General features: G+C 70.3%; 25 protein-coding genes. 15 read left to right on the top strand and 10 right to left on the bottom strand.

Going from position 1 to position 24,660, the window contains the following annotated elements; translation table 11 throughout:
* Positions 1 to 125 precede the first annotated feature (125 nt).
* Positions 126 to 1,064 carry a 2,3,4,5-tetrahydropyridine-2,6-dicarboxylate N-succinyltransferase gene (gene dapD / locus ACQPXM_RS32120; RefSeq protein ID WP_432940663.1) on the bottom strand — a complete coding sequence of 313 codons (939 nt, stop codon included), beginning with the start codon at positions 1,062 to 1,064 and terminating at the stop codon, positions 126 to 128.
* 98 nt (positions 1,065 to 1,162) lie between these two features.
* Here dapD and ACQPXM_RS32115 point away from each other — a divergent pair, with 98 nt between their 5' ends.
* The 3 genes from ACQPXM_RS32115 to ACQPXM_RS32105 are packed head-to-tail and all read left to right on the top strand — an operon-like array spanning position 1,163 to position 4,189.
* Entirely contained in the window at positions 1,163 to 2,029 is an 867-nt protein-coding gene (locus tag ACQPXM_RS32115) for a phosphotransferase family protein (RefSeq protein WP_432940660.1), read from the top strand.
* Positions 2,026 to 2,919 (top strand): NAD-dependent dehydratase, encoded by an 894-nt coding sequence (locus ACQPXM_RS32110; protein ID WP_432940658.1) that lies wholly within the window; start codon positions 2,026 to 2,028, stop codon positions 2,917 to 2,919. The genes ACQPXM_RS32115 and ACQPXM_RS32110 overlap by 4 nt, the downstream gene beginning before the upstream one ends.
* A 52-nt stretch (positions 2,920 to 2,971) precedes the next feature.
* Positions 2,972 to 4,189, top strand: a complete 1,218-nt coding sequence (locus tag ACQPXM_RS32105) for an MFS transporter (protein WP_432940655.1) — start codon at positions 2,972 to 2,974, stop codon at positions 4,187 to 4,189.
* Here ACQPXM_RS32105 and ACQPXM_RS32100 read toward each other — a convergent pair.
* The 3 genes from ACQPXM_RS32100 to ACQPXM_RS32090 are packed head-to-tail and all read right to left on the bottom strand — an operon-like array spanning position 4,152 to position 6,918.
* Complete coding sequence (locus ACQPXM_RS32100; protein ID WP_432940652.1) at positions 4,152 to 5,165, bottom strand: LacI family DNA-binding transcriptional regulator; 1,014 nt, start codon at positions 5,163 to 5,165, stop codon at positions 4,152 to 4,154. The genes ACQPXM_RS32105 and ACQPXM_RS32100 overlap by 38 nt on opposite strands.
* Before the next feature lie 53 nt (positions 5,166 to 5,218).
* The gene (locus tag ACQPXM_RS32095) at positions 5,219 to 6,205 is read right to left on the bottom strand and encodes a ribokinase (protein ID WP_432940649.1); all 987 of its coding nucleotides are present in this window, start codon (positions 6,203 to 6,205) and stop codon (positions 5,219 to 5,221) included.
* On the bottom strand, positions 6,202 to 6,918 hold the full coding sequence (locus ACQPXM_RS32090) for a KpsF/GutQ family sugar-phosphate isomerase (protein ID WP_432940646.1): 717 nt from the start codon (positions 6,916 to 6,918) through the stop codon (positions 6,202 to 6,204). Before ACQPXM_RS32090 ends, ACQPXM_RS32095 begins: the two co-directional genes overlap by 4 nt.
* 238 nt (positions 6,919 to 7,156) lie before the next feature.
* On the opposite strand from ACQPXM_RS32090, the gene ACQPXM_RS32085 reads away from it, so the two are divergent.
* From ACQPXM_RS32085 to ACQPXM_RS32070, 4 genes are read left to right on the top strand one after another with little or no spacing between them, the layout of a single operon-like run.
* Entirely contained in the window at positions 7,157 to 8,521 is a 1,365-nt protein-coding gene (locus ACQPXM_RS32085; RefSeq protein WP_432940643.1) for an extracellular solute-binding protein, read from the top strand.
* On the top strand, positions 8,521 to 9,477 hold the full coding sequence (locus tag ACQPXM_RS32080; protein ID WP_432940640.1) for a carbohydrate ABC transporter permease: 957 nt from the start codon (positions 8,521 to 8,523) through the stop codon (positions 9,475 to 9,477). The genes ACQPXM_RS32085 and ACQPXM_RS32080 overlap by 1 nt, the downstream gene beginning before the upstream one ends.
* Positions 9,467 to 10,264, top strand: a complete 798-nt coding sequence (locus ACQPXM_RS32075) for a carbohydrate ABC transporter permease (RefSeq protein WP_432940637.1) — start codon at positions 9,467 to 9,469, stop codon at positions 10,262 to 10,264. Before ACQPXM_RS32080 ends, ACQPXM_RS32075 begins: the two co-directional genes overlap by 11 nt.
* 10 nt (positions 10,265 to 10,274) lie before the next feature.
* A complete protein-coding gene (locus ACQPXM_RS32070) occupies positions 10,275 to 12,344 on the top strand; it encodes a DUF4185 domain-containing protein (RefSeq protein ID WP_432940634.1) in 2,070 nt (689 codons plus the stop codon).
* Between the two features lie 30 nt (positions 12,345 to 12,374).
* On the opposite strand, the gene ACQPXM_RS32065 is transcribed toward ACQPXM_RS32070, so the two are convergent.
* Positions 12,375 to 13,037, bottom strand: a complete 663-nt coding sequence (locus ACQPXM_RS32065) for a maleylpyruvate isomerase family mycothiol-dependent enzyme (protein WP_432940632.1) — start codon at positions 13,035 to 13,037, stop codon at positions 12,375 to 12,377.
* Between the two features lie 93 nt (positions 13,038 to 13,130).
* Here ACQPXM_RS32065 and ACQPXM_RS32060 point away from each other — a divergent pair, with 93 nt between their 5' ends.
* The 6 genes from ACQPXM_RS32060 (at position 13,131) to ACQPXM_RS32035 (ending at position 18,168) form a co-directional block, all read left to right on the top strand.
* Positions 13,131 to 13,712 carry a CGNR zinc finger domain-containing protein gene (locus tag ACQPXM_RS32060; protein ID WP_432940629.1) on the top strand — a complete coding sequence of 194 codons (582 nt, stop codon included), beginning with the start codon at positions 13,131 to 13,133 and terminating at the stop codon, positions 13,710 to 13,712.
* A 9-nt stretch (positions 13,713 to 13,721) separates the two neighbouring features.
* The gene (locus ACQPXM_RS32055; RefSeq protein ID WP_432940626.1) at positions 13,722 to 14,408 is read left to right on the top strand and encodes a VOC family protein; all 687 of its coding nucleotides are present in this window, start codon (positions 13,722 to 13,724) and stop codon (positions 14,406 to 14,408) included.
* A gap of 109 nt (positions 14,409 to 14,517) precedes the next feature.
* Positions 14,518 to 15,579: a succinyl-diaminopimelate desuccinylase gene (dapE, locus tag ACQPXM_RS32050; RefSeq protein ID WP_432940623.1), complete on the top strand. Its 1,062-nt coding sequence runs from the start codon at positions 14,518 to 14,520 to the stop codon at positions 15,577 to 15,579.
* A 54-nt stretch (positions 15,580 to 15,633) separates the two neighbouring features.
* Positions 15,634 to 16,509, top strand: a complete 876-nt coding sequence (locus ACQPXM_RS32045; RefSeq protein WP_432940621.1) for a TIGR00730 family Rossman fold protein — start codon at positions 15,634 to 15,636, stop codon at positions 16,507 to 16,509.
* A 76-nt stretch (positions 16,510 to 16,585) separates the two neighbouring features.
* A complete protein-coding gene (locus ACQPXM_RS32040; protein WP_432951130.1) occupies positions 16,586 to 17,611 on the top strand; it encodes a DivIVA domain-containing protein in 1,026 nt (341 codons plus the stop codon).
* Positions 17,608 to 18,168 carry a DNA-3-methyladenine glycosylase I gene (locus tag ACQPXM_RS32035; RefSeq protein ID WP_432940618.1) on the top strand — a complete coding sequence of 187 codons (561 nt, stop codon included), beginning with the start codon at positions 17,608 to 17,610 and terminating at the stop codon, positions 18,166 to 18,168. Before ACQPXM_RS32040 ends, ACQPXM_RS32035 begins: the two co-directional genes overlap by 4 nt.
* Before the next feature lie 6 nt (positions 18,169 to 18,174).
* Here ACQPXM_RS32035 and ACQPXM_RS32030 read toward each other — a convergent pair whose 3' ends face one another.
* Both ACQPXM_RS32030 and ACQPXM_RS32025 read right to left on the bottom strand, forming a co-directional pair.
* The gene (locus ACQPXM_RS32030) at positions 18,175 to 18,966 is read right to left on the bottom strand and encodes an enoyl-CoA hydratase/isomerase family protein (RefSeq protein ID WP_432940615.1); all 792 of its coding nucleotides are present in this window, start codon (positions 18,964 to 18,966) and stop codon (positions 18,175 to 18,177) included.
* A gap of 34 nt (positions 18,967 to 19,000) precedes the next feature.
* Positions 19,001 to 19,819: a PaaX family transcriptional regulator gene (locus ACQPXM_RS32025; RefSeq protein ID WP_432940612.1), complete on the bottom strand. Its 819-nt coding sequence runs from the start codon at positions 19,817 to 19,819 to the stop codon at positions 19,001 to 19,003.
* 182 nt (positions 19,820 to 20,001) lie between these two features.
* Between ACQPXM_RS32025 and ACQPXM_RS32020 the strand changes: the two genes are divergently transcribed.
* Positions 20,002 to 20,169: a DUF3117 domain-containing protein gene (locus tag ACQPXM_RS32020; protein WP_012923066.1), complete on the top strand. Its 168-nt coding sequence runs from the start codon at positions 20,002 to 20,004 to the stop codon at positions 20,167 to 20,169.
* A 151-nt stretch (positions 20,170 to 20,320) separates the two neighbouring features.
* A complete protein-coding gene (locus ACQPXM_RS32015) occupies positions 20,321 to 21,838 on the top strand; it encodes a leucyl aminopeptidase family protein (protein ID WP_432940609.1) in 1,518 nt (505 codons plus the stop codon).
* Positions 21,839 to 21,980: 142 nt separating this feature from the next.
* Here ACQPXM_RS32015 and ACQPXM_RS32010 read toward each other — a convergent pair whose 3' ends face one another.
* The 3 genes from ACQPXM_RS32010 to ACQPXM_RS32000 form a co-directional block, all read right to left on the bottom strand.
* Entirely contained in the window at positions 21,981 to 22,847 is an 867-nt protein-coding gene (locus tag ACQPXM_RS32010; protein WP_432940607.1) for an oxidoreductase, read from the bottom strand.
* 125 nt (positions 22,848 to 22,972) lie between these two features.
* On the bottom strand, positions 22,973 to 24,130 hold the full coding sequence (gene glgA / locus ACQPXM_RS32005) for a glycogen synthase (protein WP_432940604.1): 1,158 nt from the start codon (positions 24,128 to 24,130) through the stop codon (positions 22,973 to 22,975).
* A gap of 15 nt (positions 24,131 to 24,145) precedes the next feature.
* Entirely contained in the window at positions 24,146 to 24,595 is a 450-nt protein-coding gene (locus tag ACQPXM_RS32000) for a GNAT family N-acetyltransferase (RefSeq protein WP_432940602.1), read from the bottom strand.
* Positions 24,596 to 24,660 lie beyond the last annotated feature (65 nt).

Raw genomic sequence — 24,660 nt, 5'->3', positions numbered from 1 at the left:
TCGGGGGACCGGCGCGGGTTCCAGACGCCGGGTCACGAACTGGTTGACGTGCGATGGCCCCGGTTGGTTCGCGGCCGACCGGGGCAGTCCGACGTTCGACGGGGGAGAATCGTCAGAAAGTAGGATCACGCGTTGGCGTGCAGGGCCTCGTTGAGCGTGATGCCCTCGCCCTGCCGCGGCCGCGCCTCGACCGCACCGGTGACCGAGTTGCGCAGGTAGAGCAGTCCCGGCTGGCCGGACAGCTCACGCGCCTTGACCACGCTTCCGTCCGGCAGCGTCACCTTGGTGCCGGCCGTCACATACAGTCCGGCCTCGACCACGCAGTCGTCGCCGAGCGAGATGCCGATGCCGCCGTTGGCGCCGAGCAGGCAGCGCTTGCCGATCGAGACGACCTGCTTGCCGCCACCGGACAGCGTGCCCATGATCGACGCGCCGGCGCCGATGTCGCTGCCGTCGTCGACCACGACCCCGGCCACGATCCGGCCCTCCACCATCGAGGTGCCCAGCGTGCCGGCGTTGAAGTTGACGAAGCCCTCGTGCATCACCGTCGTGCCTTCGGCCAGGTGCGCGCCCAGGCGGACCCGGTCCGCGTCACCGATCCGGACCCCGGACGGTACGACGTAGTCGGTCATCCGCGGGAACTTGTCGACACTGGTCACCGACAGGTGCAACCCGGCGGCCCGCGCGCGCAGCCGGACCTGCTCGACCTGGTCGACCGGGACCGGGCCGTGCGACGTCCAGGCGTTGTTCGGCAGGGCGGCGAAGATACCGTCCAGGTTCACGCCGTGCGGGCGGACCAGCCGGTGCGAGAGCAGGTGCAGGCGTAGGTAGGCGTCCGCCGTACCGGCCGGGGCGGCGTCCAGCGCGATCTCGGCCTTGACCACCTCCCGGCGGACCTTGCGCAGATCGTCGTTGCCCTCGGCAGCGATCAGCTCGGCCGGCGCCTTCACGTCCTCCGGCGCGGCGCCCAGCGCGGGGGCCGGGTACCAGACGTCGAGCACCGAGCCGGACTCGGTGACGGTGGCGAGGCCGAAGCCCCAGGCGTGCGCGGCAGTCTCAGTCATGCCGCAAAGCCTGCCAGACCGGCCCGGCGCGTTCTAATTGGTGCGCGAGATGCGGACACCAGGTGGTCTACTGGCTGGCTGAGCGGAAAGGAGTTGTGGTGCTGCCGGTATGGATCGAGGCCGTCGAACCGGCCGTGCTGAAGGCGACCGGGGCCCCGGCGCGGGACGAACTCGGCGCGGAGGTGCTGCGGCGCTGGGGATCGTCGGAGGTCTGGCGTTTGTCGTACGGACTGCGCAGCGTGATCGTGAAGCGGGGGAGCGACGCCCAGAGCACCGAGGGGGCGGCGTACGAGCGGATCGTGCGGCCGTTGCGGCTGCCGGCGCCGGAGCTGTTCGAGCTGGTCCGGCTGGACGGCGCGGTGCTGCTGGTGCTGGCCGACGTCGGCCGGGTGACCCTGGAGCAGGAGCCGAGCCTGGACGGCTATCTGGCGGCGACCGAACTGCTGGCGCGGATCCGCGCGGTCGAGGTCGAGGGGGACAGCGAGTTCGGCCCGGAGCGGTTGTCGGAGCTGGCGGCCCGAGTCGCTGCACGGGCTCCGGCGGGATTCGAGCAGAAGGTCGAGCGGCGGTTGCGCCCGGCGCTGGCCGAGCTGCATCGCACAGTCCGGCCGGGTGTCGTCCACGGCGACTACGTCGGCAAGAATCTGGTCACCGACGGCAGCCGCTGGACCGCGATCGACTGGCCGCTGACCTACCTGGCCCCGCAGCTGCCCGACCTCTACACGCTGATCCGCGAAGCCGTTGCCTTCGGCCACGATCGCGATCTGCTCGTCAGCCGGTACTGCGACGCGGCCGGCGCGGACCGCGAGCTGGTCGAGCGCCAGGTGCTGATCGGAGGCTGCGGTTTCAGCCTGCGCGCCCTGGCCTGGGTGATCGAGGAAGGCGTGCACACCGTGCCGTCGTCGAAGGACTGGATCGACCCGCTGCTCGAGGAGCTCGACGGGCTGCTGGACCAGCTCTCGTGAAGCTGCTCGTACTCGGCGGAACCAAGAACCTCGGCCGCCACGTCGTCGAAGCCGCCCTGGGCGACGGTCATCAGGTCACGCTGTTCAACCGCGGCCTGACCGCGCCGGAGCTGTTCCCCGACGTCGATCGGATCGTCGGCGAGCGAGCTGATCCCGCTGCCCTGGGCTTGGGGGAGTGGGACGGCGTGATCGACATGTCCGGCTTCCTGATCCGCGACGTACGCCGCAGCGCCGAAGTCCTGCGCGACCGGGCCGGCCACTACACGTTCATGTCGTCGATCGCGGTCTACGCCGACCGGCGTACGCCCGGCCAGACCGAGGACGCCGAGTTGTTGCCCTGGCCATCGAACGCCCCCGAGGACGAGTTCACGATGGACCTCTACGGCCCGTCGAAGGTCCGCTGCGAGCAACTCCTGACCGACCTGTACGGCGAACGCACCGCCGCGATCCGCTCCGGCTTCGTCGTCGGCCCGTACAACCCCGACTTCGGCAACTGGGGCCAGGCGCTCGCGTCCGGTGGGACCTTGGAGTGCGCGGCGCGGCCCGATCAACCGATCCAGTGGCTCGACGCGCGCGACCTGGCCGACTTCCTGCTGCTGGTCACGGCGAAGCGGCTGGCCGGACCGTTCACCGCGGTCAGCGAGACGTGGACGATGCGGGACCTGCTGGACGCGTGGCGGTCCGTCGTACCGGGGGAGCCGGCGGTGGACTGGGAGCCGGAGGTGGACCGCTTCCACCTGCCCCGCGACGGCTCGAACGACGGAACCTTCCAGCTCGCCAACGACCGGGCCATCGCCGCCGGGTTGCAGGTCCGGCCGCCGGCAGTGAGCGCTCTCGACTACGTCCGGTGGATCCGTGCCGGCCACACCCCGCCGCCGCCTCCGCACTGACACACTCTCTCGCCCTCGTGTATCTTGATGTCGAGATACTTCGAGGAGGGCAATGCCAGGCTTCAGCCTCTGGCGGATCGCGGTGCCGGCGTTCGGGCCGACCGTGCTCAACGCCGTCGGTCAGGGCGCGGTGCTGCCCGTCGTCGCGTTGTCGGCGCTGCACCTGGGCGCTTCGGTCGGCTTCGCCGCGTTCCTGGTCGGAGTGCTCGGCATCGGGCAGTTCGCCGGCTCACTGCCGGCCGGCGCGCTCGTCGTACGGATCGGTGAACGCCGTGCCTTGCTGGTCGCAGCCGTCGTCAGCGCGCTCGCGTGGTGCGCCGCCATGGTCGTCCGTACGCCGTGGCTGCTCGGCCTCGCCCTGCTCGTCGCGGGCCTGGCCGGCGCCGTCTTCAGCCTGGCCCGGCAGTCGTACGTCACCGAAGTCGTCCCGGTCGAACTGCGGGCCCGCGCCCTGTCCACGCTCGGCGGCGTGAGCCGGATCGGCCTGTTCGTCGGCCCGTTCCTCGGTGCGTTCGCGGGTCACCACTGGGGCATGACCGGCGCGTACGGCGTCGGCGTCGCGGGCTCGGTCGGCGCGGTCGTCGTCCTGCTCGCCGCGGGCGAACCGCAAGGCGCGCACGCTCCGCTGCACGTCGAACGCCTACCCCTCAAGCAAGTCCTCTGGGATCACCGTCGCACTTTCCTCACCCTCGGCACCGGCGTCTTCGTCATCGCCGTCGCCCGCGCCGCGCGCACCAGCCTGATCCCCTTGTGGGGCGAGCATCTCGGCCTGTCGGCCACCGACACCTCGATCGTCTTCGGCATCACCAACGGCATCGAGATGCTGCTGTTCTACCCCGCCGGCGTCGTGATGGACCGCCTGGGCCGAGTCTGGATCGCGGTCCCCGCCACCGTCGTCCTGGGCCTCGGCACGCTCACCCTGCCCATCTCCACCAGCTTCGCCGGCCTGCTCGCCGTCGGCATCCTGATGGCCGTCGGCAACGGCCTCGGCTCAGGCATCGTCAAAACCCTCGGCGCCGACGCCGCCCCACCCGGCCACCGCGCCCAGTTCCTGGCCGGCTGGACCTTCTGCGCCGAGTTCGGCAGCGTCATCGGCCCGGTCCTGATCGGCGCCATCACCCTCGCCTTCCCCCTGACCGCCGCCGCCCTCACCCTCGGCACCGTCACCCTCACCGGCAGCACCTGGCTGGCCCGCTGGGTCCCCACCTTCGACCCCCGCCACGCGAAGCCGGTTACTTCTTCTTCTGGGGTTTCTTCGGGGCCGACGTAGCGCGGATGTGGAGTTCGGTGCGGAGCGTCACGGTGGACGGGGGGCGGCCGGGGGCGGCGATGCGGTCTTTGAGGAGCAGGCCTGCGGTGCGGCCCAGTTCGTAGGTGGGCTGGGCGACGGTGGTGAGGCTGGGGACGACGAGGTCGGCCCAGGGAATGTCGTCGAAGCCGACGACGGCGATGTCGTCGGGGGCGCGCAGGCCCTTCTTGGCCAGGCACTCCAGGGCGCCGACGGTCATCAGGTTGTTGGTGACGAACAGAGCCTCGGGTGGTTCGGGCAGGTCCAGCAGGCTTTCCATCGCGGCGTAGCCGCCGGCCTCGCGGAAGTCGGCGTGCCGGACCAGGTCCTTGTCGTACCGGATGCCGCCGCTGCGCAGGGCCGCGCGGTAACCGGCGAGGCGGTCCATCGCCGTACTGACGCGGCGGGGGCCGGTGATGCAGGCGATCCGCTGGTAGCCGCCGTCGATCAGGTGCTTCACGCCCTCGGCGGCGCCGTGCTCGTTGTCGACCAGGACGGTGTCGGCCTCGACGCCCTCGACCCGGCGGTCGATCAGCACCAGCGGGGTTTTCGCCTCGGCCAGCTGCCGCACGCCCTCGGCGGTCGACGTCGGCGAGATCACCACGCCGGCCATCTGCTCGGTCAGCACCGCCGACGCGTACGCCGCTTCCTTGGCCGGGTCCTCGTCGGAGTTGCACAGGACGACGTGGTAGCCCTCGGTCTGCGCGACGTCCTCGAGTCCGCGCACCAGCGAGGTGAAGAACGGGTTCTCGATGTCGGAGATCACCACGGCCCACAGGTTCGTGCTGGCCCGGCGCAGGTTGCGCGCGACGCCGTTGGGCCGGTAGCCGAGCTCGGCGACGGCGGCCCGGACCTTCTCCGACAGCTCGGGGTCCACGTTGCGCCGTCCGCTCAGCACCCGCGACACGGTGGCCGGGGACACGCCCGATCTACGCGCGACGTCGTAGATCGTCGTCATACCCGCTCCCCGCCGCTCAATCCGTAGCTGCCGTCTGGACGGCATCTAGGGTCTCACGGCTGAGGCGGCGCGGCGGCGAACGTCTGCGAATCGATCTCCAACGCGTCGGACGACGACGCCAGCAGGGCCAAAGCCGCGTCCCGGTCCGGCGCCGAAGCAGCGGCTCCGTTCAGCGTGGTGGACAGCGCGCCACAAGCATTCGCCAGCCGTACGGCGTCCGTCAGCGAAGCACCCTCGGCCAGCGACGCGGCGAGCGAGCCGCAGAAGGCGTCGCCCGCCCCGACGGTGTCCACGGTCGCGACGCGATGCGGCGGCACCCGCAACTCGACCCCTGCGTGACGATCCAGCACGTAAGCACCGCGCGATCCCAGCGTCACCACGCATCCGCGCAGGTCCCACTCGTCGGCCAGCTTGCGCGCGATCATCGGGACCTGCGACTCGTCGTCGCAGTCCAAACCGGTCAGCGCGGCGGCCTCCACCTCGTTCGGCACCAGGATGTCGACGTACGCCGTGAGTGAGGGATCGACCGGCCCGACCGGTGCCGGCGTCAGGATCGTGGTGACGCCCGCGGCCGAGGCGAGCCGGAGGGCAGCGCGGCTCGCCTCGACCGGGAGTTCGAGCTGGACGCTGAGCACTCGGCTGGCGGTCAGCACGTCGCCGGCCGCCTCGATGTCGGCCGGGGTGATCGCCGCGTTCGCGCGGGACACGATGATGATCGAGTTGCTGCCGTCCGGCAGCACCAGCGGCAGCCCGACCCCGGTGCCGAGCTCGGGGTGGCGGATCACCCAGTCGACGTCGACGCCGTCGGCCACCAGCAGGTCCAGGAACTCCTCGCCGTACCGGTCGTCGCCGATCGTGCCGACGATCGCCGTCCGCGCACCCATCCGGGCCGCCGCGATCGCCTGGTTCACGCCCTTGCCGCCGAGGAACTCCGCGAACCCGGTGCCGTGCAACGTCTCACCCGGCAACGGCCGGCGCTCGGCACTGGCGACCAGATCCTTCATGAACGAGCCGAGCACGCACACGTCGTACCGGCTCATGCCTCACCGCCCAGCAGCCGCCGGCCGAGTGCGCCCGAGGGATGGAACCGGGCGAAGTCGTGGTGCGTGAACTCCCGGAGTACGACGAGCGCGCACGCGAGCGCATCGCCCATCACCAGCGCGGCGGTGGTCGACGCGGTGGGCGCCAGGTTCAGCGGGTCGGCCTCGCGCAGCACCATCGTGTCCAGCGTGTACGTCGACAGCCGCGCCAGCGTCGACTCCTCGTTGCCGGTCATGGCGATCACCGGGATCTGCCGCTCGGACAGCATCCGGGCGAACGCGCACACTTCGGCCGTTTCACCCGAGGCCGACAACGCCAGCACCAGATCGCGCGGCGTCACCGCGCCGGAGTCGCCGTGCAGCGCGTCGCCGGCGTGGATGAAGGTGGCCGGGGTCCCGGTCGAGGCCAGCGTCGCGGCGATCTTGCGGCCGACCAGCCCGGACTTGCCGAGCCCGGTGACGACCAGATGCCCTTCGCAGCCGGCCACCGCGGTCAGTACGTCGAGAAACACCCCGTCCAGCCGGTCGGCCAGCGCGGAGACGGCTGCCGCCTCGGTCTCGATCGCGCTGCGGGCCGCGGCCAGTCCCCGGGTGACCAGGTCACGGGGGAGTTCGGTGCTCTCCGCGCCGACGGTCGCGACCTGCGCGGCCCCCGGATCCTCGTCGGCGAGCTGCTGCCGCTCGGCGGTGGGGCGGTCCGCACGGTTCGGCACTACTGGCATCCTCGACCCGCTTTCCGGTCTCGTGTCAGAAATCGATTTCCGAAGCGTAGGCAGCGGCCGGACGCAGTGTCAACGCCTGCAACCCGAGCAAAACAAGGCCTGTTGTCATGTCCGGTCAAACTCACCGGCGCCGTGGTCTTGACCGTTCCGGCCTCCGCTCGTAGATTGCGAGAAATCGATTGCCCATTTCCTGATGATCGCCCCCGGTGCGCTACCCCTGGAGCCCGTCATGCCCGCAAACCCCTTCCCGCAAAGGCCGCTCAGCCGGCGTTCCGTGCTGCGCGGCGGTCTCGGCGCCCTGGCCGCGACCGCGATCGGCGGCCCCCTGCTGACCGCGTGCGGAGGTGACGGTGGCAGCGGAGGCAACGGCAAAGAGATGTCGTTCTGGAACTTCTACGGTCCCTCCGACGACGGCGGTCCGCAGAGCAAGTGGTTCGTCGACGTGGCCGAGCAGTGGAACGCCAACAACGACGTGAAGGTCAAACTGCGCTACATCCCGGGCAAGGACTACCTGAACGGGACCACCCTGCAGACCGCCTTCCAGTCCGGCGAGGGCCCGGACATCTTCCTGATCAGCCCCGGCGACTTCCTGCGCTACGCCAACGGCGGCGTCCTGCAGGATTTGTCCCCGGCGCTGCCGGACGAGGCGAAGGCCGACTACCTGCCCGGTCTGCTGGAGGCCCGGTCGGTCGACGACAAGGTCTACGGCCTGCCGATGGAGATCGAGCCGCTGGCGATGTACTACAGCGAGGCCGCCTTCACCAAGGCCGGCCTGTCCGAGGCGGACCTGCCGAAGACCTGGGAGCAGACGCTCGCGGTGGCCGAGAAGCTCACCGGCAAGGACCGGTACGGCGTGATGTTCGAGACGCTGCCCGGCTACTACCAGAACTTCACCTGGTACCCGTTCCTCTGGCAGGGCGACGGTACGCCGATCAAGGACGGCAAGGTCGCCTTCGACTCGCCGGCCGCCGTCCAGGCACTGAAGTTCTGGAAGGACACCATCCAGAACAAGGTCGCGCCCCGCAAGGCGCTCGGTGACGGCGGCGGTGACGTCGTGTCCAACCTCGGCTCGGGCGCGGTCGCGCTGCAGCAGAGCGGGATCTGGGCGGTCGCCGACATGCGGGCCAAGGCGCCCAAGTTCAAGTACGGCATCATCCCGCTGCCGACACCGCCCGGCGGCAAGCCGGCCACCGACCTCGGCGGCTGGGCGTTCGTGGCCAATTCCAAGGGCAAGAACCCCGAGGCGGCGGCCAAGTTCATCACCTGGGCGCTCGGCTCGACCGATGCCGAGGGCATCGAACGGCAGCGGCAGTGGAACACCGTGGTGAAGACCAACGTGCCGCCGCGCAAGTCGGTCCAGCAGGCCGCCGACGCCAAGGGCGCGTTCGAGCAGGGCGTACTGAAGAAGTTCGTCGACGAGATCGCCCCGACCGGCCGGCCGGAGCCGCGGTTCCCACCGGAGGTCTACCAGCCGATCGCCGACGCGATCCAGGCCTGCCAGCTGAACGGGTCCGACCCGGGCAAGGCGGCGGCTGACGCGGCCGAGCGGATCGACACGTTCCTGAAGACCTACCAGGGCGCGCCCATCAGCTGATGGCCACCACGACAGCGCCCCCGTCCAAGCCGCCGGTGCGCAGGCCACCGGCGGCTCCCAAGACCCCGATGACCCGGAAACGGCGCGAAGCGCTGGCGGCGTACGCGTTCCTGGCGCCGGACCTGCTCGGGCTGCTCGCCTTCGTCGCCATTCCGATGGTGCTCGCGCTCGGCGTCGCGTTCTTCAAGGTCGACGGGTTCGGCAACTACCAGTACGTCGGCCTGGCCAACTACCGGCTGATGGGCAGCGACGACCAGCTCTGGGCGTCGCTGAAGATCACCGCGATCTACGTCGTGAGCTTCGTGCCGATCGCGTTCGTGATCAGCTTCGGGCTGGCGATGCTGGTCCGCAACCACTTCCGCGGCATCGGCTGGGTCCGCTCGGCGTTCTTCCTGCCGCACGTGGTCAGCCTGGTCGTGGTCGGCCTGATCTGGCAGTTCTTGCTGGTCGACAAGCGCGGCGCGGTCTCGAAGCTGCTGGCGCCGTTCGGGCTGGGGGACGTGTCGTTCCTCGGTACGCCGTCGCTTGCCCTCGGCACCTACGTGGTGATCAGCGTCTGGTTCGTGATGGGCTACCAGATGCTGGTCCTGCTGGCCGGGCTGAAGGACGTGCCGGCCGAACTCGAGGACGCCGCGCAGATCGACGGCGCGTCGGCCTGGCAGCGGTTCCGGTTCGTGATCTGGCCGTTGATGCGGCCGACCAGCTTCTTCGTCGTGGTCAACTCGACCATCGGCGCGGTCACCGGGCTGCAGGCCTTCGACCTGGTCTTCGTGCTCACCAAGGGCGGCCCGGCCCGGGCCACCAGCACGGTCGTGCTCTACATCTACGAGCAGGCCTTCACCTTCAACAACCTCGGGTACGCCGCGGCGCTGACCACCGTGGTGGTGGCGATCCTCGTGCTCTGCACCGGCCTGATGTTCGCCTTCACGAAGGGAGGCCGTTTCGATGAGGACTAGAGTCGTGCCGATCATCGCGCACATCCTCGCGATCGTCGCCGTCGCGCCGCTGCTCTGGGTGCTGCTCAGCGTGCTCAAGCCGGCCGAGGACGTCTTCTCGTTCGGCTGGCCGTCGAGCTGGACGCTGGACAACCTGCAGTACGTGCTGCTGAAGTTCCCGCTGCCCAGGTTCTTGCTGAACTCCGCAATCGTGTCGGTCGCGGTGACCGTGATCGCGCTCTTCTTCCACTCGATGGCGGCCTACGCGCTGGCCCGGCTGCGCTTCCCCGGTCGGGGGATCATCTTTTCCGGCATCATGTCGACGCTGCTGGTGTCGCTGCCGGTGATCCTGGTCCCGCTGTTCCTGGTCGCCAAGCAGCTCGGCCTGCTGGACAGCTACGCCGGACTGATCGTGCCGAGCATCTTCCATGCCTTCGGCATCTTCCTGCTGCGCCAGTACTACCTGAACATCCCGCGCGAGCTCGAGGAGGCCGCGGACCTGGACGGCTGTGGCTACTGGCGCCGCTACTGGAGCGTCATCCTGCCACTCAGCCGCCCGGTTCTGGCCTCGCTGTCGGTGCTGTTCTTCCTGGCCAACTGGAACGCGTTCCTCTGGCCGCTGACCATCACCCGCAACCCGGACCTCCGGGTGGTCCAGCTCGGCATCTCCGGCCTGCAGGGCCAGTACGCCTCGGCCTGGAACCTGATCCTCGCCGCCGCGGTGATCGCGGCGATCCCGACCGTCGTCGTGTTCGTCGCCGGCCAGAAACGCCTGGTCGACGCGATGAAGACCACCGGCCTGAAGTAGGAGATCCGTCGTGAAACGTGGGGCACTGCTCGCTGTTCTGCCGCTGGTGTTCGGGTCCGCCGCCGTCCTGACCTCCGATCACGCAGCGACGTCCGCACCGGCCGGAGGTGAGAGCACCTACGTCGGGACGGCGACCGTCGAGTCCACCGGTACGGCGAGCCGCAGCGACGGCGACCTCTGGCCGTCGTGCTGGGCCGGCAACGGCAACCTGTACTCCGCGAACGGCGACGGCAAGGGGTTCAGTCTCGACGGCGAGTTCGCCGACATCGCGGTCAGCGAGATCAAGGGCGAGCCCGGATCGCTCACCGGTACGACGATCTCCCGCGGCGACCAGGTCGGCTCGATCTGGAGCGGCGCGGGCTACAACCGCAAGCCGACCGGCATGGTCTGCGTCGGCGACACGATGTACCTGGCGGTGCAGGACCTCGCGCTGGACTTCAACGACGTACCGGCCGCGACGATTCTCAAGTCGGTCGATCACGGCCGGACCTGGACCTGGGACCGGCGCAAGCCGATGTTCTCCGGCCACGCGTTCACCACGATCTGGTTCGCCGACTTCGGGCAGGGCGGAGCGGCGGCGCCGGACGGCTACGTGTACGCCTACGGGCTGGACGGCAACTGGCGGGACTCCTTCGACGACACCGTCGCCGATCCGCAGAGCGTCTTCCTGGCCCGGGTCCCGAAGCAGAAGGTGCAGGACCGCGGCGCCTGGGAGTTCTTTGCCGGTAGCAACGATCGCGGCAAGCCGGAGTGGTCGCGCGAGGTGGCCGACCGGCGTCCGGTGCTGACCGACCAGCGGCGGCTGTACGCGCAGACCTACGGGACCAACGCAAGCAACCTGAGCGTGATCAGTCAGGGCGGTACGACGTACCTGCCGCAGCAGAAGCGATATGTCTACACGTCGTGGACCGAGTACACCTTCGAGTTCTACGAGTCGCCGACCCCGTGGGGACCGTGGAAGCACTTCCTCAGCAAGGACTTCGGCGGTTATCCCTGGTCGACGTCCAAGTACGGCGGCTACGGCGTGACGATCCCGTCCAAGTTCGTTCAGCCCGACGGCAGGACGATGTACCTGCAGGCCAACGTCTGCCCGTGCGGCGGCGGTGGGATCGGGACGTCGGTCTACAACTTCAACCTGCGCAAGCTGGTGCTGACTCCGTCGACCGGGACGTCGGCCACGGATCTGCCCGGCGACACGAACCTCGCCGCGCCGTCGACCGGCGCGGTGGCGATCTCCAAGTCCTCGAAGTCGGGCAGCCTGGCGTTGCTCAACGACGGGGCGACGACCGGCAGCGAGAGCGACTTCGACGACGAGGTGAAGGGCGCGTCGTGGTGGGGCTACACCTGGCCGGCCAAGCACAAGGTCAACCGGGTCGACTTCACCTCCGGCGCGGTGTCGGCCGAGGGCGGGTACTTCACCGGACGGCCGCGAGTCCAGGTGAAGCGCGACGGGTCCTGGGTCGAGGTAGGCGCGCAGGCCGTCAGCCCGGCGTACCCGGGTGATGTGTCGGCCGGTGCGAACAAGACCTACACGTTGACGTTCCCCGCGGTGGAGACCGATGGCGTCCGGGTGATCGGCCTGCCGGGCGGGACGCGGAGCTACACGTCGGCCGCCGAGGTCGCCGTCCGGTACGCCGTTCAGCTGGCCGATGGGGGATTCGAGGCGTTCGGCAGCGGAAGGCCGGCCTGGCTCTCCGAAGGGCCGGCGGCCAACGGGGTCGACCGCGGCCTCGGCTTCGCCCACTCGGGCGCGAACAACGGCTGGATCCGGACGTCCGGGACCGGGTGGAGCGCGCTGACCCAGAAGGTGCCGGTGGTCCCCGGCACGCGCTACACCTTCGGTTCCTGGATCAACGCCTCCGCGGGGCTACCGGCCGGCCAGGGCCGCTTCGGCGTACGGCTCGGCGCCGACGGGTCCACGGTGCTCGGCGAGAAGACGTTCGGCCCCTCGACCGGCTACGTCCGTCACGAGGTGGCCGTGACGATCCCGGCGGGAGTGTACGAGGTGACGGCGTACGCCGGCTTCGACGGACCGGGGACCGACACCTGGATCCAGGTGGACGACTTCACCGTCGACTGATCGGCACCCCGGCCCCGCCCGGCCGGGGTGTCACGGCCAGGGCGACAGCTCCGGGAGCTCTCCCACCAGGGGGCCTCGGGGCTGCCGGCCCGCCATCCAGGCAGTCAGGTCGGTGACTTTGCCCTCGATCACCCGCTCGTCGCCCTCGCCGTGTTCCCAGCGGACGCCGGGCGCCTGCAGGACCAACCGCGTGCCCTCGGGCACGCGCGGGCGCAGGAAGTCGAGCAGGTGCAGGCAGAAGTCCTGTGACCAGTCGTCGACCGTCGCGTGGTCGAGCCCCAGATCGGCCGTGTGGATCGTGATCTCGCGCCAGCCGGTGTAGACGGTGTCGGCGAGGGTGCCGTTCCGGTGGGTCACCGGGCGGCTCCAGTCGTCGACCTTCTCCCACGCGGCCAGCAGACCCGCTGTCGCCCGGCCGACCTGCTGCTTCAGCTCCTCGGCCGATCGGGTCGAACCGGCCTCGATGCCTGCGTTCCGCGCCGGCATGCCGCCGTCGTAGAACTCGACCAGCCGGCCTTCGCGTGCCTCGTCCACCTGCCGCGTCATCGCGTCACTGAAGTTGGTGAGGTGCGCGATCACGTGCGCCCGCGACCAGCCCGGCAGGCCCGACGGTTCCCGGACCGTCGCCTCGTCGACTCCGGCCAGTACGTCGTTCAACCGCGCGACCGCGGCCGGTACCTCGGGCTTCAGCATGGCACTCCCTAACGGCAGATCGGGTGTTTGTCGTTAGGACCCTAAAGGACGGGTTCACATGGCAGCAACCGGAAATCCCATTAGACTTCCGGTGTGCTCGCCCTAGAACTCGCCGCCTCCGTGCGCCACGACGGCCACGGTGGTCTGCTCGACACGCTCGCCGACGACGCGGGCGTGCAGGCGTGGCTGGAGCGCGCCGCACCGTCTGTGACCGAGATCCTTGGACGGTCTGCCGTTCCTTCACCCGCAGCTGCCGGGCCGGCGCTGGTCGACCTGCGGGTGGTGGTGCGGAACCTGTTCGCCCGGGCTGTTCGGCCCGCGCCTCCGCAACGGGCCGAGGTCGCCGCGCCGCTGGATCCCGACGCTGCGTTGCGGCGACTCAACCGGACGGCCGACTACCTGGGCGCGCCGCAGCTGAGCTGGCTGGACGACGCGACTGCACCGACGACCACTTGGTCGCCGCGCGGCTCCGATCCGGTGCGCCTGCTGACCGGGGCGGTGGCGCGGTCGGCGATCGACTTCCTCACCGGACCCGACCTGGTCCGCCTGCGCGCCTGCCCGGCGGCGCGATGCGTGCGGTACTTCCTGCAGGCCGATCCCCGCCAGACCTGGTGCTCACCGACCTGCGGCAACCGCGAACGCGTCAACCGGCACTACCGCAGAACGAACCACTAACCTGAAGCGATGAGTATCGCTCGGTTCAAAGACTTGTGTGTGGATGCGAACTCCGTCGGTCCGATGGCCGAGTTCTGGGGCACGGTGCTGGGGTTGGCGGCTCCGGCGGATCACCCGGCCGGCGAGCCGGTGCCGCTCCGCGGGGACTCACCGACGCAGACGGTCTGGATCAACCCGGTGCCCGAGCCGCGCACGGTGAAGCAGCGGGTGCACCTGGACGTGCACACCGAGTCGATCGCCGCGCTGGAGAAGCTCGGCGCGACGATGCAGTCGCCGATCACCGACGAGCAGAGCTGGGCGGTGATGGAGGACCCGGAGGGTGGCGAGTTCTGCGGGTTCCCGCGCGACAGCGTTCCGGCGTACCGGTTGATGGAGATCGTGGTCGACTCCGCCGATCCCGCGCGGCAGGCGCGGTGGTGGGCCGACCTGCTCGGCGCCGAGTTCAAGTCCAGCGAGGGCAAGCCGTACTGCTGGCTGGAGAACGTGCCGGGGCTGCCGTTCGAGTACTGGGTGTTCATCTCGGTGCCGGAGCCGAAGACGGTGAAGAACCGGATTCACTGGGACGTCACCGCCGACGCGCTGCAGCCGGTGCTCGACGCGGGTGCGACACTGCTGCGCGCCCAGGACGACCAGATCGGCTGGCATGTCTGCGCCGATCCCGAGGGCAACGAATTCTGTGTATTCCTGCAGAGTTGAATTGCCTCGCCTCCGGCTCGGCGCGGTCATGGGGCCTCGGCTCCCGGCCTTCCCTCGTCGCTCCGGTCGCTTCGCTCCCTCCACTCCTCAGTCCAGGCCGGGAGGCCCCATGACCGTGCTCGATCTGACCGCAACCAGCCCAGACCTGGCCGAGGCGCTGGTGAACATCTCGTCGGTGAGTGGGACCGAGGAAGAGATCGCGGACGCGGTCGAGGCGGCGTTGTCGGCGTACGGGCATCTGAAGGTGTTCCGGCACGGCAACACCGTGGTCGCGCGGACCGATCTGGGCCGCCACGAGCGGATCGTGATCGCCGGGCACCTGGACACCGTGCCGCTGAACGCGAACCTGCCGACGCGGCGCGCGGACGGGCTGATCCACGGGCTCGGTGCCTGCGACATGAAGGGCGGCGTGGCCGTCGGGCTGCGGCTGGCCGCGACGCTGGCCGAGCCGAACCGCGACGTGACCTACGTGTTCTACGACTGCGAGGAGATCGAGGCCGAGCGCAACGGTCTCTACAAGCTGTCGCAGTCGAACCCGGAGCTGCTCGAGGGCGTGTTCGCGGTCGTGATGGAGCCGTCGAACGCCGTCGTCGAAGCCGGCTGCCAGGGCACGATGCGGATCGAGATCAGCACCCACGGCGAACGCGCCCACTCGGCCCGCTCCTGGATGGGCACCAACGCGATCCACGCGGCGGGCGACGTGCTCGCGCGACTCGCGGCGTACGAGCCGCGCCGGGTGCCGATCGACGGGCTGGAGTATCGCGAGGGACTCAGCGCTGTCGCGATCAGCGGCGGCGTCGCGGGCAACGTCGTCCCGGATCTGTGCACGGTGACCGTCAACTACCGCTTCGCGCCCAGCCGGTCCGAGGCCGAGGCGGAAGCACACCTGCGCGAGGTCTTCGAGGGGTACGACGTGGTGGTGACCGACTCCGCGCCGGGTGGTCTCCCGGGGCTGCAGCGGCCCGCGGCGGCGGCGTTCCTCGAGGTCGTCGGGGGAGAGCCGCAGCCGAAGTTCGGATGGACGGACGTGGCGCGGTTCACGCTGCTCGGTGTACCGGCGGTGAACTACGGGCCGGGCGATCCGTTGCTCGCGCACAAACAGGAGGAGTACGTGCCGGAGGCGGAGATCGAGCAGTGTGAACAGCGGCTGAGGACCTGGTTGACAGCCTGAGTCCGCGGCGCGGTGGCGCCCGCCGGTGTCCGTGGCCCGCACTAATCTGGAGCCATGGCAGATTCGATCCATCCCGACCGTCCGCAAGAGCGGGCACAGTCCCAGCAGCGGGGACCGGTGGTGATGCGGCGCAACCAGGTGCAGCACTCGACCTCCGAGCAGCGCCTGCTGGACAGCCGTGGCCCGTCGGACTGGGTGCACACCGACCCGTGGCGGGTGCTGCGGATCCAGTCGGAGTTCATCGAGGGCTTCGGCATGCTCGCCGAGCTCGGATCGGCGATCTGCGTGTTCGGCTCGGCGCGGACCAGGCCGGACGACCCGATGTACGCCGCGGCGGAGGAGTTCGGCCGCAAGCTGGTCAGCGCCGGCTACGCGGTGATCACCGGCGGTGGGCCGGGCGTGATGGAGGCGGCCAACAAGGGCGCGTCCGAGGCCGGCGGGGTGTCGGTCGGGCTCGGCATCGAGCTGCCCTTCGAGAACGGCCTGAACGAGTGGGTCGACATCGGGATGAACTTCCGGTACTTCTTCACCCGCAAGACGATGTTCGTCAAGTATGCGCAGGGCTTCGTGGTGATGCCCGGCGGCTTCGGCACACTGGACGAGCTGTTCGAGGCGCTCACGCTGGCCCAGACCCGCAAGGTGACGTCGTTCCCGGTGGTGCTGTTCGGTACGTCGTACTGGGGTGGCCTGGCCGACTGGCTGCGCGAGACCATGCTTGCCGACGGCAAGATCTCGGCGGCCGACCTGGACATGTTCACGATCACCGACGACGTCGACGAAGCGGTCAGCTACATCGTCAAGGCCGGTGAGATGGCCGACGCCGCCGCCGAGGAGGCCGCGGCCGCCGCCGCGCACGACGTGGCCCAGGCCGACAACCCCGAGGCGCGCGAACGGCGTGAGCAGCACCGGCTGGGCTCGGACGGCAGTTGACGACCGGCGTCGCGGCGGTGGAAATGCCCGCCGATTGTGCGCGGGTACACCCCGGCGTGGCACGATCGGTCCCGTGATGTGGTTCTTCGGGCTGGTTGTCGTCGTACTGATCGGGGCTGTCGCCGTGGTCGCCTCCGGGCGCTGGGGCGGGATGAGCACGGCGTACGACGACCGGCCGGACGTGTCCGTACCCGCCCGCCAGGCGCTGTCGTCCGACGACATCGCGACCACCCGGTTCGCGGTCGCGCTGCGCGGCTACCGGATGGACGAGGTCGACAACCTGCTGGAGCGCCTCGGCCGCGAGGTCGCCGAACGCGACCGCCGGATCGCCGACCTCGAACGCGCGGTCACCCCGATCCTGCACGGCCCCGAAGGTGCCGGCTTCACGTCGCGGGCCGAGTACGACCTGTCCGACTTCGACGACACCGGCTACCAGAAGCCGATCCTCGTCGGCGGCGACTTCCCGGCCCCCGACCCCCAGCCGGAGCCCGGGCTGCCGGCGGGAGCGACCGCGGATCTGCAGCCTGAACTGCTGCCGGAACCGCCCAGCGCGCCCGCGTACGTCGACACCGCACCACAGGCCGACGTCGGGGCCGATGGGTCCCAGTCGCAGCCCGAGCCCGTGCTGCCGCCCGACCCGGTGCTGCCGCAGCCCGAGCCCGGACTCCCGCGCGAGCCCGAGCCGGCGCTGCCCCCAGAGCCCGAGCCGGAGCCGATCCTTCCGCCTGACCCCGTCCTGCCGTCACCTGACGAGACCTCGAAGGACGCGTCGGCCGAGCAGTACCCGATCCGCGAGGTCGACGAGTACTCCGCGACCTTGGACCAGCTCGGGACGCAACAGGCCGCCGCACCGGACCCGACGCCGCAGACCGAGCCCGAGCCCTGGTTCCAGCACACGCCGCCGCCGGCTCCGCTGGGTGATCAGAGCGAGCCGGTGGAAGACAGAACTGCGCCTGTGAGTGCCGAACCTGAAGGCGCCGGAGAGGGCTCCACCGAGCCCGAGACCGCCCAGCAAGACACCGAGGCAACCGACGAAGCAGGCACCGCCCCCCGCGGTCGGCACAGCGCGGCGCCCGACGTGGTTCCGCGGCAAGCCCGGTGAGTGTGCTGGGGGCCGACGGGCGGCCCCGGTGTGACTGGGCGGTGTCGGCGCCGGAGTACGTCGCCTACCACGACGACGAGTGGGGCCGGGAGATCCGCGACGACCGCGGGCTGTTCGAGCGGATGACGCTGGAGGGCTTCCAGTCGGGGCTGTCGTGGATCACGATCCTGCGCAAGCGGGAGAACTTCCGCCGCGCCTTCGCCGACTTCGATCCACTGGTGGTCGCGGCGTACGGCGAAGACGACAAAGCCCGCCTGATGAGCGATGTCGGCATCGTCCGGAACCGGGCGAAGGTGAACGCGGCGATCACCAACGCCCGGGCGCTGCTGGAGCTGGCGCCGGGGGAGTTGACCGAGTTGCTCTGGTCGTTTCGGCCCGACCACCAGTCGGTGCCGAAGACCCTGGCCGACGTCCCGGCGACGACGCCCGAGTCGATCGCGATGGCCAAGGCGCTCAAGAAGAAGGGCTTCGTGTTCGTCGGCCCGACGACGGCCTACGCGCTGATGCAGGCGACCGGGATCGTCAACGACCACCTGGCCGACTGCATCGCGCGCTGACCGGAGTCACTTCCCTTCGAACACCGGCTTCTGCTTCGCGACGAAGGAGGCGACCGCGTTGCGGTGGTCCTCGGTGCTGCCGGTCGACTGCATCTTGCCGGCCTCGAACGCCAGCGACTCCTCCAGCGTGTGCGACGCCGAGTACGCCAGCGACTGACGCACAGCGCCGTACGCCTGCGTAGGACCGGCGGCCAGCTTCGACGCCAGCTCCGCAGTAGCCGATTCCAGCTCAGCAGCCGGTACGACGCTCGTCGCCAACCCCAGCGTCAACGCCTCGGCGGCCGGAATCGTCCGCGGGAAGTACAGCAGTTCCGTCGCCTTCGCCTGCCCGATCAGCCGGGGCAGCGTCCACGAGATCCCCGTGTCGCAGGACAGTGCGATGCCGGTGAAGGCCAGGTTGAAGCCGGCCGTGTCGGCCACCACGCGGAAGTCACAGGCGAAGGCCATCGACGCGCCCGCGCCGGCCGCCACGCCGTTCAGCGACGCGATCACCGGCTTCGGCATCTCGGCCAGCGCCATCGCGATCGGCGCGTAGTGGTCGGGCACGGTCGACCAGAGCGCGTCGAGGTCGTTGGCCTGCAGCAGTCCGATGTGCTCCTTCAGGTCCTGCCCGACACAGAACGCCCGGCCGGTGCCGGTCAGCACGACGCACCGGACCGCCGGGTCCTCGGCGGCCGCCCGGACCGTGTCGCGCAGCGCGACCTTCGTCGCGGTGTCCAGCGAGTTCATCGCGTCCGGTCGGTTCAGCCTGATCGTGCCGACGCCCTCGGTCACGTCGTACACCACAGAGTCACTCATCGTTGCCGGCTCCCAACGCTCGGTACGGAAAAGGTCAGTGAACAGTCAGGCAGTTGTCGACGAAACGCCCGGCCGCGTGGCTCAGCCGCGCGGCGTGAAAATCGAAGAACGACGCCGCCCGCGCACCGGCCCAATCGGCCGGCAACAGCTCGGCCGGAAGGCCCGGATCGACGAACAGGAACTTGCGCCACTCGTGCACCAGTTCCGACCGTACGGCGAACGCCTGCTCGTCGTTCACCTCGCCCTCGGCCTTCGCCACCAGAGCCGTCGCCTCGACCAGCCAGGCGTCGTACGCGGCGCCCAGTTCGTCGAGCTTCCAGACCCGCCGGGCGAAGGCCACCGCGTCGTTGTCGACCGGCGCGCGGAACCGGTCGGCGGCGATGCCCTCGGCGGCCAGGATCTGGTCGACCTCGGTGTCGTTGCGCAGCCCGACCCAGGCGCCGTCGGACAGCGGAGCCCAACCCAGGAAGGAAAGTTGGCTCACCAGTTGCTCACGGCGACGAGCGTTCGGCACCTCGCGCAGGATGCACAGATGCCAGTGCCGATCCCATCCGCCGGCCGCCACCGGGGCCGTGTCCGGACCGTCGGCGGCCTGGTCGGTCCGGTAGATCCGGGCCGCCGCGTCGTCGAGCCGGCGACGCGCCCGGGTGGTCAGCGCGTATCCGGGCTGGCCGTCGGTCCGGACCGGTTCCAGCCAGCCCTGCCGGACCATCCGCGACACGGCCGTGCGGACCGCCGGCGGTTGCACGCCCAGCGGCGCGAGCAGCCGGACCAGGGCAGCCACGGGAGCCCGCGCGCCGCGGGCGCGCAGGTGGTCGCCGTAGAGGTCGAAAAGGGCTGATCGGGCGTGCACGAGACCTGAGTCTGCCGTATGGTGCGCGGCTCTGGCCTCGGATCGGGGATAATGGGTCCTGATACACACACTGCGATAACGCGCCGACGGCGCATCACCGCGTGGCGCCGGCGACGGACACCGCGCGGTGTCGTCGCTCAAAACCGATGAGGACAGTATCCGATGAGGGAAGGGGTGCGCGCATGGCGGCGATGAAGCCGCGGACGGGCGATGGTCCGCTCGAGGTCACCAAGGAGGGCCGGGGCATCGTGATGCGGGTTCCGCTCGAGGGCGGCGGTCGGCTCGTCGTCGAGCTGAACGCGGATGAGGCGACCGAGCTGGGGAACGCGCTGAAGGCCGTAGTCGGCTAGCTGTCCCCGGGGTGCCGCCTGGCACACCCTATCGATCGACAACCCCGGTGGGTGCCGGATCCCGGCACCCACCGGGGTTGTTACTTCCGCCTGGGAAGTAAAGTCCGGAAACATCTGACAGGCTCGTTGATCAAACCCAGTGAGGTCCCCTGTGGCTCGCCGAAGCGCCAAGAACGTCTTTCCGAACCTGCCGGCCGTCGCCTGGCAGCCCGGGCTCCCTGTCCACGGTGCGCCCAGCTGGGTCGTCGTGGTCGGCGAGGCCGGTCTGCCCGCCGCCGCGAAGGAGGCCGGTGAGCGGCTCGGGATCGATCTGGAGCGGCTGCTCGAGGTGCAGCGCGACACCGGCTTCAGCCCGACGGCCGGCGCCACCGCGGCGTACCCGTTGCTGTCCGGTGAGGTGACCGAGGTGCTGCTGGCCGGCGCCGGATCCGGTACGCCGGCCGAGCTGCGGCACACCGGGGCGGCAATCGCCCGGTTCGGTCGCGGCAAGGACGAGCTCACCACACTTGTTGCCGAGGGCATCGACAGCGCGGGGCTGCAGGCCTTCGCCGAAGGACTCGTGCTCGGCTCGTTCACGTTCCACCGCAAGACCGTCGACCCGGGCCTGCCGGTGGCCGGCCGGATCACGCTGACCGACGGCTCGGAGGCCGACCGGTCGGCGCCGATCGACCGCGGCCTGGTGATCGGGCGGACCGGCTGGCTGGCCCGCCAGTACGCCACCACCCCGTCGAACGAGAAGGACCCGGCCTGGCTCGCCGCCCGGGCGACCGAGCTGGCCACGCACGGCGGGCTCGAGGTGACGGTCTGGGACGAGAAGAAGCTCGCCGCCGACGGCTTCGGCGGCATCCTCGCGGTCGGCCAGGGCTCGACCCGCCCGCCGCGGCTGATCCGGATCGACTACACCCCGGACGGCGCCGGCCCCGACACGCCGTACGTCGTCCTGGTGGGCAAGGGCATCACCTACGACACCGGCGGCCTGTCGCTGAAGCCGCGCGAGTCGATGGTGTCGATGAAGCGCGACATGACCGGCGGCGGTTCGGTGATCGCCACGATGTCCGCGCTGCGCGAACTCGGCGCGAAGGTCCGGGTCACCGGCCTGGTCTGCGCCGCGGAGAACATGCCGTCCGGTACGGCGTACCGGCCCGACGACGTGATCCGCCACTACGGCGGCCGGACCACCGAGGTGAAGAACACCGACGCCGAGGGCCGGCTGGTCCTGGCCGACGGCCTCGCGTACGCCGTGAAGGAGCTGAAGCCGGACGCGCTGGTCGACATCGCGACGCTGACCGGCGCGATCAAGGTCTCGCTCGGCTCGATGCTGTACGGCGGCCTGTTCGCCACCGACGACGCGCTGGCGGCCCGGCTCGGCGCCGCCGGTGAGGTCTCCGGCGAGCGCCTGTGGCGGATGCCGCTGCCGGCCGAGTACGCCGACCTGATCTCCACCCCACTCGCCGACTCGGTGAACAGCTCGAAGGGCCCAGGCTCGATCACCGCCGCGCTGTTCCTGAAGAACTTCGCCGGCGGCCTGCCGTGGGCTCACCTCGACCTGTCGAGCATCGCCGAGTCCCCGCGCGACGAGTACGAGTACTCGCTCGGCGCGACCGGCGCGGGCGCCCGCCTGCTCACCACCTGGCTCACCTCGGACGACCCGCTCGCCGGCATCGTCTGAGCGGCGTCTGACAGCGCCCGCTGCGTGGCACCTCGTCCGACCGCGGACGCCCACCACTGACCAACCTCGGTCCAAGCCTCGCTCGTACGCTCAGCCGGGCGCCGATCCGGCCTTCGGAGCCGGGTTGGTGGGTGGTGGGTGTTCAGTCCCCGATCGTGTCCAGCTCGGCGATCGCGTCGGCGGGCAGAATCAGGTCGGCGGCGGCGACGTTCTCCCGCAGGTGCGCGACCGAGGACGTGCCAGGAATCACTACGCTGGTCGCTGACCGCTGCAGCAGCCAGGCCAGCGCGACCTGCTGCGGCGTGGCCTCCAGCCGCTCGGCGACTGCGGTCAACGTGCCGGACTGCAGCGGGCTGAAGCCGCCCAGGGGGAAGTACGACGCGAAGGCGATGTTCTCCGCCGCGCACAGGTCGACCAGAGCGTCGTCCTGGCGGTTGGCCAGGTTGTAGAGGTTCTGGACGGTGACGACCGGCGCGATCGCCTGTGCCTCGGACAGTTGGTTCGCGGTGACGGTGCTCAGGCCGAGGTGCCGGATCAGGCCTTGCTTCTGCAGCTCCACCAGCGCGCCGAACTGTTCGGCGAGCGGCTCCTCGACCGGTCCTTCGGGCGAGCCCAACCGGAGGTTCACCGCGTCCAGGGTGTCGACGCCGAGGTGCTCGAGGTTTTCGCGGACCTGGGCCTGGAGGTCGGCGGGGTCGCGGGACATGTTCCAGCTGCCGTCGGGGCCGCGGCGCGCGCCGACCTTGGTGACGATCTTGAGCTCCGCCGGGTAAGGATGCAGGGCCTGCTTGATGAGTTCGTTGGTGACGGTCGGGCCGTAGAAGTCGCTGGTGTCGATGTGGGTGATCCCGAGCTCGACCGCGGTGCGCAGGACGGCGATCGCCTGGCCCCGGTCCTTCGGCGGACCGAAGACACCGGGTCCGGCCAGCTGCATCGCGCCGTAGCCCATCCGGCTGATGACGAGATCGTCGGCGAGCCGGAGGGAGCCGCCGGGAACGTTGTTGCTCATGGTGTGCCTTTCGCTGGATCTGGCTGTCTGCCCACCTCCACTCTTCGTCGGTCCGGACCCAACTGGGAGTGCCCTGCCGGTCCTGGGACTGGCAGGGCACAGGCTGTTTCAGGAAGCGCGCCGGCTCAGGCCAGCAGTGAGCGGTAGAGCTCGACGGTTCGGTCCGCGACCGCGTCCCAGCCGAACTCGGAGACGGCGCGTTCGCGGCCGGCCTTGCCCATTGCTTCGGCCTTGGCGGGGTTGGCGACCAGTTCGTTGATGCCTTCGGCGAGCTGGCGTTCGAAGGTGGGTACGTCGTTCTGGTCGTACCGGACGAGGGTGCCGGTGACGCCGTCGTCGACGACCTCCGGGATGCCGCCGACCGCGCTCGCGACGACCGCGGTCTCGCACGCCATCGCCTCGAGGTTGACGATGCCGAGCGGTTCGTAGACCGACGGGCAGCAGAACGCGAGCGCGTGCGTGAGCACCTGGCGGACGTCCTCGCGCGGCAGCATCTCCGACACCACGAACACGCCGTCGCGGGCCGCCTTCAGCTCGTCGATCAGGGCGTCGGTCTCGGCCTTCAGCTCCGGGGTGTCCGCCGCGCCGGCGAGCAGCACGAGTTGCACCGACGGGTCCAGCTGCAGCCCGGCGCGCAGCAGGTGCGGCACGCCCTTCTGCCGGGTGATCCGGCCGACGAACGTGACGTACGGCCGGTTCAGGTCGACGCCGAGCCGGTCGAGCACGTGCGTGGCCGGATCCGGGTGGTAGAACTCGGCGTCGATCCCGTTCGAGATCACGTGGACCTTGGCCGGGTCGACACTCGGATAGCAGTCCAGCACGTCGTCGCGCATGCCCCGGCTGACCGCGACCACCGCGTCCGCCGCCTCGTACGCCGTCCGCTCGGCCCAGCTCGACAGCCGGTAGCCGCCGCCGAGCTGCTCGGCCTTCCACGGCCGGCGCGGCTCCAGTGAGTGCGCGGTCACGACGTGCGGTACGCCGTACAGGAGTTTGGCCCAGTGGCCGGCCATGTTCGCGTACCAGGTGTGGGAGTGCACCAGCTCGCTCTCGCCGACTCCGGCGGTCATCGTCAGGTCCGTCGACAGGACCCGGAGCGCGGAGTTAGCTCCTGCGATCCGGTCGTCGTCCTCGGAGTGCGCGGTCGCGCCGGCCCGGGGCTCGCCCATGCAGTGCACGTCCACGTCGACGAGCCGGCGCAGTTCGCGGACCAGGAAGTCCACGTGCACCCCCGCCCCGCCGTAGACGTCCGGTGGGTACTCACGCGTCAGGATGCCGACCTTCATGCCCCCGACCATAGATCAGGTGAGTCTTGTGGGCACCCAGAAACGCAACTTGCCGTGGCGTTCGTCCTCCAGCTCGCCACCGGCGGCTTCGATCACCTTGCGGGAGGCGTCGTGGCCGGCGTCGCAGGTGAGCAGGGCGGGGTCGATGCCGAGCTTCGCGGCGATCGGAAGCGCTTGGCTCAGCATTTCGGTGGCGTGCCCGCGGCGCCGGGCGGACGGGCGGACGACGTACCCGATGTGGCCGCCGAGCTCGAGCAGTGCCGGGGTGAGTTCGTGGCGGATGGACAGGCGGCCGAGCCACTCGTCGCCGTCGGTGAACCAGAGCACGGTCTGGTGGACCAGGCCGGGCGGCAGCAGGGTGCTCTCGTCCGCCTCCGACTTGATCGCGTCGACCAGCCGGCTGAACTCGGCCGGGTCCTCGGCCTGGGCCCTCGTCCAGTCCTCGTTGAGCGCGTGCGCGCCCATCCACCGCTCCTCTTCCGGCGCCAACTCGTCCCACGCTGCAAGGAAGGAACGGTGAACGGCGGCAG

Origin of the sequence: Kribbella sp. CA-253562 (assembly GCF_050942265.1) — a bacterium.
Classification (GTDB): Bacteria; Actinomycetota; Actinomycetes; order Propionibacteriales; family Kribbellaceae; genus Kribbella.
The sequence above is the reverse complement of the archived record's forward strand: the minus strand, read 5'-3'. Positions and strand labels throughout refer to the sequence as shown.

Excerpts from the sequence above, each read along its gene's own strand:
- dapD (WP_432940663.1), bottom strand. The coding sequence starts at position 1,064 with ATGACTGAGACTGCCGCGCACGCCTGGGGCTTCGGCCTCGCCACCGTC.
- ACQPXM_RS32105 (WP_432940655.1), top strand. The coding sequence starts at position 2,972 with ATGCCAGGCTTCAGCCTCTGGCGGATCGCGGTGCCGGCGTTCGGGCCG.
- ACQPXM_RS32100 (WP_432940652.1), bottom strand. The coding sequence starts at position 5,165 with ATGACGACGATCTACGACGTCGCGCGTAGATCGGGCGTGTCCCCGGCC.
- ACQPXM_RS32095 (WP_432940649.1), bottom strand. The coding sequence starts at position 6,205 with ATGAGCCGGTACGACGTGTGCGTGCTCGGCTCGTTCATGAAGGATCTG.
- ACQPXM_RS32085 (WP_432940643.1), top strand. The coding sequence starts at position 7,157 with ATGCCCGCAAACCCCTTCCCGCAAAGGCCGCTCAGCCGGCGTTCCGTG.
- ACQPXM_RS32080 (WP_432940640.1), top strand. The coding sequence starts at position 8,521 with ATGGCCACCACGACAGCGCCCCCGTCCAAGCCGCCGGTGCGCAGGCCA.
- ACQPXM_RS32075 (WP_432940637.1), top strand. The coding sequence starts at position 9,467 with ATGAGGACTAGAGTCGTGCCGATCATCGCGCACATCCTCGCGATCGTC.
- ACQPXM_RS32065 (WP_432940632.1), bottom strand. The coding sequence starts at position 13,037 with ATGCTGAAGCCCGAGGTACCGGCCGCGGTCGCGCGGTTGAACGACGTA.
- ACQPXM_RS32055 (WP_432940626.1), top strand. The coding sequence starts at position 13,722 with ATGAGTATCGCTCGGTTCAAAGACTTGTGTGTGGATGCGAACTCCGTC.
- dapE (WP_432940623.1), top strand. The coding sequence starts at position 14,518 with ATGACCGTGCTCGATCTGACCGCAACCAGCCCAGACCTGGCCGAGGCG.
- ACQPXM_RS32045 (WP_432940621.1), top strand. The coding sequence starts at position 15,634 with ATGGCAGATTCGATCCATCCCGACCGTCCGCAAGAGCGGGCACAGTCC.
- ACQPXM_RS32040 (WP_432951130.1), top strand. The coding sequence starts at position 16,586 with ATGTGGTTCTTCGGGCTGGTTGTCGTCGTACTGATCGGGGCTGTCGCC.
- ACQPXM_RS32030 (WP_432940615.1), bottom strand. The coding sequence starts at position 18,966 with ATGAGTGACTCTGTGGTGTACGACGTGACCGAGGGCGTCGGCACGATC.
- ACQPXM_RS32020 (WP_012923066.1), top strand. The coding sequence starts at position 20,002 with ATGGCGGCGATGAAGCCGCGGACGGGCGATGGTCCGCTCGAGGTCACC.
- ACQPXM_RS32010 (WP_432940607.1), bottom strand. The coding sequence starts at position 22,847 with ATGAGCAACAACGTTCCCGGCGGCTCCCTCCGGCTCGCCGACGATCTC.
- glgA (WP_432940604.1), bottom strand. The coding sequence starts at position 24,130 with ATGAAGGTCGGCATCCTGACGCGTGAGTACCCACCGGACGTCTACGGC.
- ACQPXM_RS32000 (WP_432940602.1), bottom strand. The coding sequence starts at position 24,595 with ATGGGCGCGCACGCGCTCAACGAGGACTGGACGAGGGCCCAGGCCGAG.